The organism is Streptomyces sp. NPDC111744, assembly GCF_055634995.1.
Window position 1 is genome coordinate 191,675 of the sequence record NZ_JBVKCG010000012.1, and the last position, 13,114, is coordinate 204,788.

The 13,114-nt window shown below is 71.1% G+C and carries 6 protein-coding genes; 5 read left to right on the forward strand and 1 reads right to left on the reverse strand.

Annotation, left to right across the window (positions count from 1 at the left end; translation table 11 throughout):
* The first annotated feature begins 54 nt into the window (after positions 1-54).
* The 4 genes from ACZ7OO_RS26030 to ACZ7OO_RS26045 all read left to right on the forward strand — a co-directional run bounded on the left by ACZ7OO_RS26030 (position 55) and on the right by ACZ7OO_RS26045 (position 7,848).
* Entirely contained in the window at positions 55-186 is a 132-nt protein-coding gene (locus ACZ7OO_RS26030; protein ID WP_471508138.1) for a hypothetical protein, read from the forward strand.
* Between the two features lie 281 nt (positions 187-467).
* Positions 468-3,695, forward strand: a complete 3,228-nt coding sequence (locus ACZ7OO_RS26035; protein WP_471508140.1) for a lantibiotic dehydratase — start codon at positions 468-470, stop codon at positions 3,693-3,695.
* A gap of 135 nt (positions 3,696-3,830) precedes the next feature.
* Positions 3,831-6,470, forward strand: coding sequence for a class IV lanthionine synthetase LanL (gene lanL, locus ACZ7OO_RS26040; RefSeq protein ID WP_471508278.1), 2,640 nt, complete (start codon positions 3,831-3,833; stop codon positions 6,468-6,470).
* A 220-nt stretch (positions 6,471-6,690) separates the two neighbouring features.
* Entirely contained in the window at positions 6,691-7,848 is a 1,158-nt protein-coding gene (locus ACZ7OO_RS26045; protein ID WP_471508142.1) for an acyl-CoA dehydrogenase family protein, read from the forward strand.
* A 278-nt stretch (positions 7,849-8,126) separates the two neighbouring features.
* On the opposite strand, the gene ACZ7OO_RS26050 is transcribed toward ACZ7OO_RS26045, so the two are convergent.
* A complete protein-coding gene (locus ACZ7OO_RS26050; RefSeq protein ID WP_471508144.1) occupies positions 8,127-8,375 on the reverse strand; it encodes a hypothetical protein in 249 nt (82 codons plus the stop codon).
* Between the two features lie 461 nt (positions 8,376-8,836).
* Between ACZ7OO_RS26050 and ACZ7OO_RS26055 the strand changes: the two genes are divergently transcribed.
* Positions 8,837-13,072, forward strand: coding sequence for an FtsK/SpoIIIE domain-containing protein (locus ACZ7OO_RS26055; RefSeq protein WP_471508146.1), 4,236 nt, complete (start codon positions 8,837-8,839; stop codon positions 13,070-13,072).
* The last annotated feature ends 42 nt before the right edge of the window (positions 13,073-13,114 follow it).

The following is a 13,114-nucleotide window of genomic DNA, read 5'->3' on the forward strand; positions in this document are numbered from 1 at the left end:
GCTCTATGCATGCAGTTCCAAGGCGGAACACATTGATTCAACCGGGAGATGGAAATGTCTGACGACAAGTCGAACGAGCCTGAGGACATTCAGGTCGACGAGATCCTTGAAGAGGACGCCGACAAGCTGGCCGGTGGCCTGCCGCCGGACAACTGCATGCTGGCGACCGTCGGCACGAAGATCTGATCACTCAATTCAGCGATGACGTGCACAAGGGCCCCTCGCTCTTGGAAAGTCAAGTTCGAGCGGGGGCCCTCTGCCGTTGCGACGGGCAGTAGCGTGTTTCGAGACGGTCTCAGCGGGAGGCGGTATCGCTGAGGGGTGCAGGACCGGGTATTTCGAGTTGACATCCGCGGAGCGGAAGTGCGCACAGGGCCGGGCGAGTCGGCATGTGTCCCCGCGACGGGCGGGCCCTGTACTGATCTGCGGATCCGCCGGACGTTCTGCACGCTCAGGAAGGCCTGACCATGACCGGTGAAGCCGTGTACCAGCCAGCTGACTTCGGTTTGCTGCGCACCCCGCTGCTGCCGATGCGCAATGATCTCCCCGTACTCGTCGGAGTCAGCGTCAACGACGCCGGCGACGACGAGTTGACCTCTTTTCTGCGGGCTGCGGCGAGAAACCGTGTCCTGCGCGAGGCCGTAGCGGTCTCCTCGCCCAGCCTGGCCGAGGTGCTGGACCGGGCTGTCGGGGATGTTCCGATCCGCAGGGCCCAACTACGCAAGGCCGCTTTGTCCATTGCGCGGTACATTATCCGCGCAGGTAACAGAAGTACACCGTTCGGGACTCTTGCCGGTGTTGCTCCGTTGTTCTTCGGCTCGCGAGCGATCGTCCGTTCCGGGCCTGGTCACACCAAACATGTACGTCTCGACGGTCTGTGGCTGGCCGAGATCGTGCGGGAACTGGAACAGCGTGACGAGATACTGACGGAGGTGTACCTGGTCGTCAACCACGAGGCGGTCCGCAAGGGCGGCGCGGTGGAATTCCATGCCGCGGTGCACCGGCGTGACGGGGGCAGCCGGGTGCCGCCCGTGAGGAAATCGGTGAGGACTCAGGCACTCGTTGACGAAGTGCTGCGGTCGGCGGCCCGCCCGGTCTTCGGCCGAACGCTGCTGGAGCAGCTGCACATGGTCTTCCCGAAGCAGTCCATGACGAGGTTGACGTCCCTTGTCGCGCAGTTGGTGCGCAGCCGCATGCTGCTGACGAGTCTTCAACCACTCGTATCCGCAGGGGACCCGCTCGGTCAGCTCCTGGACCAGTTGGACGACATCTCGGCGGAGGCGCTCCGGGAGGTCCGCGCAGACCTGGTCGAGTTGCGGGACCGCATGAAGGTCTATGAGGCAGCAGAGATCGGTGCGGGGCACAAGGCTCTGGAACACGCACGGCAGGCCGCCGTTCGGGTGAGCGATCGCCGTACCCCGTTCATCCAGGTCGACATGCGGCTCTCAGAACAGGTCGAACTGCCGCGACCCGTGGCCGAGGAAGCGGCGCGCGCCGTCGACGTGCTGTGGCGGATCTCGCCGCGGCAGGGCAGGTCGCAACGCGGGCTTCAGAGCTACCGCTATCAGTTCGAGGACGTATACGGCCGGGACGCACTGATACCTCTCAACGTTCTCCTCGACCCGGAGCGCGGCCTCGGGCATCCCGCCACGTGGGCGACGAGCGCGGACGACGATTCCGGATCCGCGGAGGACATGACGACCGAACTCCGTGCCGAGGAGCGGCGCCGATCCCTGGCACTGGCCGAACTCGTCTGGCCCGCGGGTCCCGACCGACACGAGATCGAACTCTCCGACGACCTGATCAGTCGCCTCTCGCGCACGGCACAGTCGCCGCCCCGCATGTCCAGCGAGGTGATGTTCGAGCTGATCGCGAACTCTCCCGCCGACATCGATTCCGGCGCCTACCGTTTGATCATCAGAGGCGGCAGCCCTCAGGCCGCCGCCCTGTTCGGACGCTTCGCCCACCTGCTGCCGGAACTCGACGGCTCGCTTCGGCAGGTCCTTGTCCACGGTGTGCGAGCGCAGGACGTGCCGGCCCAGCTGATGAACCACGCGGTGCCCGCGCTTGCCTATGCTGTGGGCAGCGCCCCGCAGTGGACGGACCGAACGGTTCCCGTCGGCGAGGTCAGACCAGACCGCGAGGGCGGTCCTGGGGCTGGGCGACGGGTGGATCACGATGCCACCGACATCCTGATCGGCCTGCGGGGGGACGACGACTTCAGGGCTGTGTCGGCCGACACCGGCGACGAGTTGCAGATCGTGCAGGCCGACGTGGTGAACGTGGACGCGTTGGGGACTCCCGCGGTCCGATTCCTGCGGCAGATCTCCGAGGGGCGGGGAAGACCCTGGCACCCGTGGTCCTGGGGGGAGTTCGACGCGGCACCACATCTGCCGCGCATCCGCTACGGGAGGTCGATCCTGTCGTTGGAGCGATGGCGCGCCAGCGCGGAGATGACCGAGGCCAACCGGGACTGGAACGGGTGGCAGCGGGCCTTCCACGGATGGCGGGAGCGCTATGCCGTCCCCGACGATGTCGAAGTGAGCGTGGCCGACCAGCGGCTGGTGCTCGACCTGAGTTCACCCCTGGACCAGCAGTTGCTCCATGAGGAACTACGCAAATCACCCCGGGCCCGCATCCAGGAGGCGGCCCGCCGCATCGAGTCGGGCGGGGGTTGGCTGGGCGGGCGGGCCACCGAAGTGGTCCTGCCACTGCTGGCGGCACCACCGGAAGAAGACCTCGCAAGCGATCCGGCCCGGCTCTCCCCACGTGATGCGGACACCAGGACGCCGGCAACGACGGCGGCCCTGACGACGTCGATCCCCGCGAGCCCTGTGAGGTCGTACCCGATCGGCAGCGAGTGGCTCTTCGCCAAGATCTACGGCTCGGCCCGCCTGCACGACGAGATCCTGGCCGAGCGGTTGCCCACGCTGCTCGACACGATCGTGGGGCACGTCGACCGCTGGTTCTTCGTACGCTACCGGGATCCCGCCGACCACATCCGTCTCCGCTTGCACGGCGCGCCGGACGCGCTCCTCAACCTCGTGCTTCCTCGGCTCGGAGAGTGGTGCGAGCAGCTGCGTGACGTGGGGCTGGCCCGCGAATGGTCACTGCACGGCTATGCGCCCGAGACAGTGAGGTACGGCGGGCCGGCCGTCATGCCGGCCGCCGAGGCGGTCTTCCAGGCCGACAGCGAGGTCGCGTCGGCCCAACTGAGGCTGTTGCGCACCCGAGGCCCGGGCAAGGACCGGGACCTGTCCCTGGCACTCAACATGGTCGACATCGCGCGTGCGATGCAGCCCGAGAAGTGGGCGACCTGGCTTGTCGAGCAGGTCCCGCGTGACCTCCACCGAGACAGTTACCGTTCTCGGCGCGGGGAGCTGCGCGAGTTGGTCGGGCTGACCTCGCAGGACCTCGCACAGCAGTGCGGTGGTCCTGAGACGGCTGCCGCTTGGCGCTCTCGCGCCGAGGCGCTCGCGACGTACCGTGCCGAGCTGGCTCGCCAGGAGGGCGACGGAGCCGGTCACCAGGACCGGTCGCGGCTGCTGAAGTCCCTCATGCACATGCACCACAACCGGCTGAGGGGGATCGCCTCCGACTCCGAAGCCGCCGCACACGCGGTGGCACGTGGATTCGCCGAGTTGACCATCGGTGCGGCGACATTCGGACCGTCCCGCGGACAGGGGCGGCTGTGAACGCGGCGATCCCCTGCCCGGAGCGGGGCCCCGCGCAGAACGCCACACTGCGTGGCGGGGAGGAGTGACGAGGTGCGAGTGAGCGACCGCCATCCGCCGAACGGGGCGGCCGACCCGGCCTCGCTCGTGGCTGTCGTGCGGGGGACCCTGGACCGGTCCGGTGGGCCGGGATGGGAACTCCGGCACACCGGTCTGTCATGCACCGTCATGGCGCCAGATGCCGCCGTCCGACGCCACGGGTGGAAACTCCACCTTTCGGCGACACCGTTGTCGGCGCCGACGGTGCTCGCCCGGGCCGCCGAGGTCCTGGTCCGCGAAACATGCTCGTTCATGTTCGGTACCGACATCCACAGCGCCGTCCGGCGCGGCGACAGCTGGTACGACCGAGGCAGTGCGGGTGAGTTCCTCGCCGCGTACCCCCGTGACGACGACCATTGCAGAGCTGTGGCGGACCGGCTCCACTCGGTGACGGAGGGACTCCCGGGGCCGCGCATTCTCTCGGCCAGGCAGCTGTGTCCCGGCAGCCTGCTGCACTACCGCTTCGGAGAGTTCCCCGGCAGGACCGTGTTCACCGACGACGGCATGTTCGAATCATGGACCGCGGGTCCCGACGCAGGCAGGCCCACAGACCGATCCCGTGCCGAAACCTCTCCGCCGTCCTGGGCCGATTCCCCCTTCTCGGACAACCCACCGGCGTCGCGGGCCGTCTCTCCCTCAGGGCTCCTCGGCGGCCGGTTCCTGTTGACGCGGCAGCTGAAGCGCACCAGCCGAGAGTCGGTACGCCTCGCAGTGGACCGTCACAGCGGCGCCGAGGTGGTGGTCAAGCAGGCCAGAGCACATGCGGGCGTCACGTTGGACGGCACGGACGCGCGGGACCGGCTGCGACATGAAGCACACATGCTGGACCGGCTCGCACCCAGTGGCGTCGCGCCCCGCCCGCTGGCCTGCTTCGAGGAGCACGGCGACCTGTTCGTGGCGGAGGAGCGGCTTCCCGGGCAGCCCTTCGCCACTTGGGTCGCGCAGCGTGCCGGCAGCGGAGCGGGTCTGGACACGAAGGCCGCCAGGGCCATGGCCCTGAAGGTGGTGGCGTTGCTGGGTGCGGTACACCGGGCCGGCCTGGTGGTCCGCGACCTGTCACCGGCCCACCTGCTGGTCACGCCCGAGGAGAACGTCCGGCTGGTGGAGGTCGGGCACATGGCGGAGGCCGAACACGAGCCGGCGGCCGCCACCCCCACGAGTTTCGCGGCGCCGGAAGCCACAGCATCGGGCGACGGCGGCACTCAGGGGGGTGCCCTCCCCGCCCCGTCGGCCGACTGCTACAGCCTCGGGGTGACCTTGTTCTGCATGCTCACCTCGCTGCCGCCGCAGAGGGTGTCCGGGCGGCACCACACGCGGCGCCGTAACCCGGAACTGCGAGGGACTCTGGCACAGATGTCCCGCTCGCACCCGGCACTGACCGGCTTCGTCGACGCGATCGTCGGACTCACGGCGACGGACCCGATCGAGCGCTGGTCGCTGGCCGACTGCGAGAGGTTCCTGCGTGCCATGACCGTGACCGGCACACCTGCCCCGGTCAGCGCGCTGAGCCAACTGGGCCCCGAGGCCCTGGACGAACTCCTGGCCGTCAGCGTGGCGTCCCTGCAGCGCGGCATGACACCGCACGAGTCCGCACTCTGGCCGCGCTTCACCTTGGTCGACCACGAGGAAGACCCATGCACGGCGTGGTGGGGTGCGGCCGGTCCGCTGGCGGCACTCACCCGTGTGGGTCAATTCGTCGACGACACTTCGCTGCGTTCCACAGTGGCGCAGGCGGCGGCCTGGATCGACGAGCGGCTCTATTCCGTGCCCCGACTCCTGCCCGGACTGTGCCTCGGGCGCAGCGGCACAGCGTGGGCCCTGCACGACGCCGGTCGCCTGTTGGGTGAAGAGAGGCTGATCGCACGCGCCGTCGAGCTGGCCAAGCAGCTGCCCATCCGCTGGCACCTTCCTGATGTCACGCACGGTCTCTCGGGTACGGGCCTGGCCCACCTTCATCTCTGGCAGGCCACCGCGGATGCGGAACTGCTGGACAGGGCGCTGAGTTGTGCCGAGGCGGTCCTCGCCGCGACCCGGCGCGACGGCGACGCCTGGACATGGCCGATATCCCAGGACACGAACTCGCAGCTGGCTGGTGCCAACCGCTACGGGTTCGCACACGGGGTCGCCGGCGTGGGCACCTTTCTCCTGGCAGCCGCGGCCGCCGCCGCGAAGCGCGACCAGGCCGAGGCCGCGGACCGGTTCATGGACGCCGCGCTCGGCGCGGGGCGCACGTTGGCCGACGCGGCTCAGGTGTGCGGTGACGCGACGGTCCGGTGGCCGTTGGAGGTGCACGGGGAGCCGGTCACGCAGGGCTCCTGGTGCAATGGCGCGGTCGGCATCGGCACCTTCCTCATCAGGCTCTGGGCCGCCTCCGGTGAGCAGCGCTTCAGGAGCCTGGCCGAGGGAGCCGCCGCCACCGCATTCTCCAGGCGATGGCAGGCGTCCGTGGGCGCTTGCTGCGGTGTCTCCGGCCAGGGGCACTTCCTTCTGGACCTGGCGGAGCTCACCGGCGACGAAAGCTTCCGCACGCAGGCTCGTCACCTCGCCGCTGTCCTGCACGCGCAGCGCGGTGAGCACGACGGCGTCGAGCTGCCCTGGCCGTCACCCATGGGAGCAGGCTATGCCCAGGGCGCCGCGGGGGTCCTGGACTTCCTGACGAGGCTGCGCCACGGCGGGCGCCGCCCGTGGCTACCGTGACCGGCTTGCCGACCTGCTGTTTCCAGCGGCCCTGGGCGCCGGTCGCCGAGCCGACCGCGTCGCGAACACCGGCCCTGCCTCGCCACGTCGCACCGGAGACCACCGGGGGCTGAGGGAACGGGTCGTCCCCCGGCCGAGGCGGCGGCTCCGGCCGTCCCGGCCGCACTGAACTCCGCTCAGTCCGCTCCCTGCCGGCTGGAGCCACTCCAAGGAGAAAGCCATGTACAACCCGTCACCTCAGAGCGTCCCTCCCGCCGTCGATCCCCTCGAGCACGAGGACTCGATCAGGGATGCCGTGGACGAGATCCAGTCGTCCGGCGACATACCGCAGAAGCTGTACGAGGAACTCCGGGAGTCGAGCGCGTTCCGCATGCTCACGCCCCGGGAGTACGGCGGCCTCGAGATGCCGCTGACCACCGTCATGAAGGTCTACGAGGCATTCGGCCGCATCGAGGCGTCAGTGGCGTGGACGGTGTGGAACGCGAATTTCGGGTTCATCGCCGCGCTGCTGCCCGAGTCGGGTGCCGCACGGGTCTGGGAAGGAGGCGAACCGGCCTTCGCCAACTCCGGGATGCCTGGCCAGGCCGAACGGATCGAGGACGGCTTTCGGGTCTCCGGCCGCTGGAAGATGGTCAGCGGCGTGAAGCGGGCGGACTGGGTAGCCCTCGTGGCCGCGGTCACGGAGGGCGGCAGCACCGCCACCACCGAGACCGGGGCGCCGGACCTCCGCATCTTCCTGGTCCAGCGCGGCGGGCTGCGGATCCTCGACACATGGGATGCCAGCGGTATGCGGGCGACAGGCAGCCATGACGTCTCCGTCGAGGGGGCGGTGGTCCCGGACGACCTCGTGGTCCCGATCGGACGGCCCGCCAGAATCGACCGGACCCTCTACCGCGGGTACCTGAACTCGCTGGTGCTCCCGGGCTGCACGGCGATCACGCTCGGCGTCGCCCAGGCTGCCATGGACGAATTGGCCCGCTTGGCGCCGGCGAAGAAGGACCTCTCCGGCCGTTCGCTCGCCGAGAGCGCCCTGACCCGGGTCGCGCTCGCACGGTCCGAGTCAGCGCTGCGAGCCGCACGTCTGTTGCTCTACGACGTGCTGCAAGGAATGGAGACATCGGCCGGGTCGGGAGGTGACGTCACCGCCGGACAGCGACACGATCTGATGGCCGCCATGGCCCACGCCGCGGAGGTCTGCCGCGAGGTACTGGTCACGATGTACTCGCTGAGCAGTTCGACCTCGGTCTATCGCGGCAACGTGATGGAGCGGCTTTTCCGGGACGGGATGGTGGCGCTCCAGCACGCCAACCACTCGGGCAAGCACTTCGAGGCGGTGGGAGCCTTCCGGCTGCGGGGAGCGCGGTCCCCGCAGCGGTAGAAGGCGGCCCGCGCGGTGCGCCGCCGGCCGGCAGGGCGGGCAGCACCGGGGCCGATGCGGCGCGGTCCTTCGCCTCGGGCAGGCCGCTCGCTGAACCCCACCTCGGGTGGGGCGTGGCCGCTGGTGCGCCGACAGCTGACGTCCCGTCCGAGCACGGGCTCTGCCCGGTCGGCCGGTTCCACACGTCTGCGCCGGGTCGCCGAGAGAACGACGCAGCACCGGCTCACGGTGCAAGGCTCGCTGTTCGACTGACGGCCCCCGTTCCCGGTCGGCCTCGGTCAACCCGTGCCGGTCGAGATCTGCCGTCGGACGCATCCCCCAGGCCATTGACCGAGGGCAGCCGGCCAGGCGACGACATCCGCGGGGGCCAGCGGGCGGAAGTCCAGCGCCCCCGCCGCTTCCAGCCGTGCGGTGACATCGTCGGCGGGCTCGGCTCCCGCCGGCGCCGGCGGCAGCGGGTGCCGGGCGGCCTTGACCAGCTGGTCCGGGCAGTCGACCGCGACGCTCGTTTGACGCTCTGGCCGCACTCACGCTGCGCGGCGAGCCGATAAAGCTGCTCTGACCTGGTCTTTTCCGTGACTCGCTCAGGCCGACATCTTTCCTCGCCGTTTTGTAGCATCCACAGGTTGGGGTGCTGGGTACCGGCCTCCGCGTCGCTGCCGGAGGAGATGGCCGACGCACAGGCGGAATTGCCGGCGCTGGAGCGACCGGCGACCTTCTGGCAGCTGTCGATGACTGCGGCTTGCCCCGCATCGTCCCGCCCGTCGGCGAAGGTGTCATCGACGCAGAACGCAAAGCCGTCGCTCTGTATGCGGTGACCGCGCGAGGACCGGCGCCGCACGGCTCGGCACGACAGACGTCCTGCCTGGCCGCGGCGTTGCTGTTGCGTGCCTGATCAATCGGTTTGCACGCGGTGCCGATGCCCTTCCCTGCGAGCCGCGGAAGACTGCAGGCCACGTCATCCGGACCGATGAGGGAGCGGCGCGCGGTGCGAATCGTCTGTGTCGACGGTGGTCGCGAGTGGGACGTTGAGGTGCGCTTCGGCCGGCCGGACGCCTCCCTCGCCGACCTGGCCGCGGCCGTGGGGATGCCGGGCCATGTGCTTGCGGTCGACGGCCGGGTGATGCCGCCCGAGACGGTGGTGAACGAGTCCGGTCTCGTGCACGGGTCGCGGGTGGCCGGCACCCGTGGACCTGTGGTCGGTGGACTACGAAAGCCCACGGCGGTCCTACGGCTGGTGGGGGGTTTGGAGGCGGGCCGCAGCGTCCCGCTGGCGGTGGGCCGCACGGTCGTCGGGCGCGGAGCGGAAGCGGACGTCCGCGTTGTGGCCACGGGCGTCTCAAGGCTTCACGCGGCATTCGATGTCCTGCCCGACGGCCGGGTCACCGTCACCGACCTGGGCTCGGCGAACGGCACGGACGTCGACGGCGCCAGGATCCGCGAGGCGGTCCGGGTCCATGCGGACGACCTGGTGTCGCTCGGGGGTGAACTGCTTGTCCGGGTACTGCCCGCCGACCGGCTCGGTCCGGTGCAGCGGATCAACGCCGTCCGCGAGGCCGGCCCCGGTGGGACGCTGCCGTTCAACCGCCCGCCGCGGGGCGGGCGTCCGGGCGGCTCGGTGCCGATCGCCGTCCCCGCGCCGCCAGGTCGTACGCACAAGGCTCCCTTCAGTGTCGCGGCCCTGCTCGGCCCGCTGGCCATGGCCGCAGCGACCGTTGTGCTGACCGGCGACCCGCGCTACGCGGCGATCGCGGCGCTCACCCCGCTGATGTTCCTGGCCAACTTCGCCGAGGAACGCCTGCGCGGCAGGTCCGCACTGCGCCGGGGGAGTCGAGACTACGCCGCCCGGCTGGCGGAGTTCGAGACGGCGGTGGAGCGCAGGCACACCGAAGAGGTGCGGTCCCGCCGCGCGGCCCACCTGGATCCGGCCGAGATGCTCTACCGGGCCTCCGCCCCCGGGACCGCGCTGTGGGAGCGGCGTCCGGCCGCGGAGGACTTCCTCCAACTCGTGGTCGGGACGGCTGACCTGTCCTGGGATCCGCCGTTGGACCGGGGCTCCACCGAGCCCGCGCCGGAACCGGCGGCCGTACTCGCGCGGAGCTCCGTACTGCCGCAGGTGCCCGTGGTGGTGGGTGTCTCCGCGGGTGAGGCCGTGGGCTTCGAGGGCAACCGGAAGGCGTGCCTGGCCGTCGCCCGGTCCCTGCTGTGCCAGGCCGTGGTGGGCAGCGGGCCCGCGGACGTCACGGTCGCTGTGTTCACCGACGCAGACCGGCTCGCCGACTGGGACTGGACCAAGTGGCTGCCGCACGGAGCCGACGTACGATCCGGGACGACACGGCTGGTGGCGGTCGGACCGGAGCAGGCCGACACGCTGGCCCAGCACCTGCTCGCCGCGGGGCCGCCCGCACAGGCCGCGGCCGGTCGGCCGACCACGGGTCCGGTACTGCTCGTGGTCGTGGACGGCGCCACCCTGCTGGAGGGCCGCCCCAACCGGCTTCGCGACCTGGTCGCGGGCACTTCCGTACGCTGCGGGGCGCTGGTGCTGGCCACCCGCCTGCCCGCGCTGTGTACCTCCGTGGTCACCGCCTCGCCCGAGGGCATCGGACAGGTCCTTGACGTGGCCCTGGGCGTCACCGTGGAACGGGTGCTGCTCGACGGCGTGCCGTTGGCCGAAGCGCGGGACACCGCGCGAGCCCTGGCCCGCTTCGAGGACCCGGAACTGCGGATCGAGGGCGCCGGACTGCCCGACCGGATCTCGCTGCTCCCTCTGCTGGATCTGGAGGGTGTGGACGGCGCCGCGGTCGCCGGCCACTGGAAGAAACGGGTGCCCGAGCTCCGGGTCCGGGCGGTGCTGGGCGTCACGGAACGCGACCTGTTCACCGTCGACCTCGACGACGACGGTCCGCACGCGCTCATCGCCGGTACGACCGGTTCCGGCAAGAGCGAGCTGCTGCGCACGCTCATCGCGAGCATGGCGGTCGACGCGGACCCGGAACACCTCACCTTCGCGCTGATCGACTACAAGGGCGGCGGCGCGCTGGACGAATGCGCCACCCTGCCGCACACCGTCGGCCTGGTCACCGACCTCGACGAGCAGCTCAGCGAACGCGCCCTGCGCTGCCTGGAGGCCGAACTGCACCACCGCGAACGGCTGTTGCGCGAGACGGGCCTGAGCCACGTCCGCGACTACCAGCGGCTGCGGGACACCGGGCGGACCGAACTGCAGCCGATGCCGCGGCTGGCCGTGGTCATCGACGAGTTCGCCACGCTGGTCAAGGCGCTCCCGGACTTCGTGGACGCCCTCGTCGGCATCGCACAGCGCGGGCGCAGTCTGGGCGTGCACCTGATCATGGCGACGCAGCGGCCCGCCGGCTCCGTCAACGACGCGATCAAGAACAACGTCAAGCTGCGTATCGCGCTCCGGCTGGAATCCACCGGCGACTCGCAGGACGTCATCGACAATCCGGCCGCCGCCGCGATCGGCAGCCGGCAGTGGGGCCGCGCCTTCTACCGGCTCAGCGCCCGTGAGGTCATGCCGGTGCAGACCGCTCTGTCCACCGGCGTCACCCCCGAGACAGCCGTCACTGCCCCAGCGACCGCGGGACCCTTCCTGCTGGCCCTGCCCGCCGCCGAACCGGGCGCGGCGGAAACCGGCGGGGCAACCGACCTGCAGCGCCTGGTCGCGGCCGCCAGGGAAGCGGCAGGGCTGGCCGGTTTCGCCGAGCCACGGCGACCCTGGCCCGACCCCCTGCCCGCTGTCGTACGTGCCGCCGACCTGCCACCCGTCGCGGAACGCGGTCTGCAGACGGAGGCTGTCGGCCTTCCCGCCTACGGCCTCGCCGATGACCCCGAGCGGCAGCGGCAGTACCCGGTCGGCTGGGATCCCGCAGCGGGAAACGTCCTGATCTACGGCGGCGGCGGTTCCGGGACCTCCACCGCTCTGGCCGCCCTCGCCCTGGCCTCCGCCGGCGCCGAGCCGCCGGAGCGGTGCCACATCTTCGCCCTCGACATGGGTGCGGGCGACCTGGCGCCGCTGGCCGGCCTGCCGCACACCGGGGCCCACATCGGGCCGGCCGAACGCGAGCGGCAGATCCGCCTCATCCGGCTGCTGCGCCGGGAACTCGACGAGCGCAAGACGCGCGGCGTCGCGGCGTCCGGCCACGGGGTGCCGGCCCCGGACTGGCTGGTACTCCTGGACAACCTCGGGGCGCTGCTGTCGGACTTCGACAAGGACATCGCCGGGATGAACCTCATCGACGAACTGGCCCGGGTCTACGCGGACGGGCCGGCCGTCGGCATCCGCTTCGCCGTCACCGCCGACCGCTCCGGCGCCGTGCCGTCCGCGTGGGCGGCACTGACCCAGCAGAAGCTGCTGATGCGCATGGCCGACCCCGCCGAGTACGGCTACTTCGACGTGCCGCGCGGGGCGGTCCCCGGCTACGTACCCGGACGCGCGCTGGTGGCCGCGACCCGCCAGGTGATCCAGATCGCCCTGCCCGCCGAGGACCTCGCCACCGCGGTGGCCGCCTGCGCCGCCCGCTGGCCCGGCGCCGCCACCACCGCGCCCCGGGTCGGCCTGCTTCCCGCCGAGATCACCCTCGGCGCCCTCGCGGCACCGGCTGCGGTGGTCGCCGAGCCCTGGTACATACCGGTCGGTCTGGACGCGGACACCCTCGGTGGCACCACCCTGCGGCTGTACGAACAGGAACACGCGCTGATCGCCGGGCCGCAACGGTCCGGCCGCTCCACCGCCCTGTGCACGATCGCACGCCAGGTGACCGCCGCGGCGGACCCGCCGGCTGTGGTCGCGTTCGCCCCCCGCCGCTCGCCGCTGCGCGAACTGGGCGGGCTGACCGAGCTCGTCACCGAATACGGCGGCCTCGAAGCGGCCCTCGCCACGCATCCGGGCCCCACCCTTCTCCTCGTCGACGACGCGGACACCGTGGAGGACGACCTCGGGGTCCTGGACCGCTGGCTGTCCGCTGCCGGGCCCGGACACCACCTCGTCGCCGCGGGGCGCGCCGACGCCCTGCGCCGCACCTACGGCCACTGGACCCAGCGCGCCCGCGACAGCCGCTGCGGCATCCTGCTCGCCCCGGACCACGACCTCGACGGCGACCTGCTCGGCACCGCCTTGCCCCGGCATGACCGCCTGGCGGCCCTTCCGGGGCGTGGCTATCTGGTCATCGACGGCGTCGCGGGTGGGGTGCAGGTGGCGCGGTGATGGGTGTGCGCGGGGGGTCTACGGAAGTGCGTCGGCGGTCAA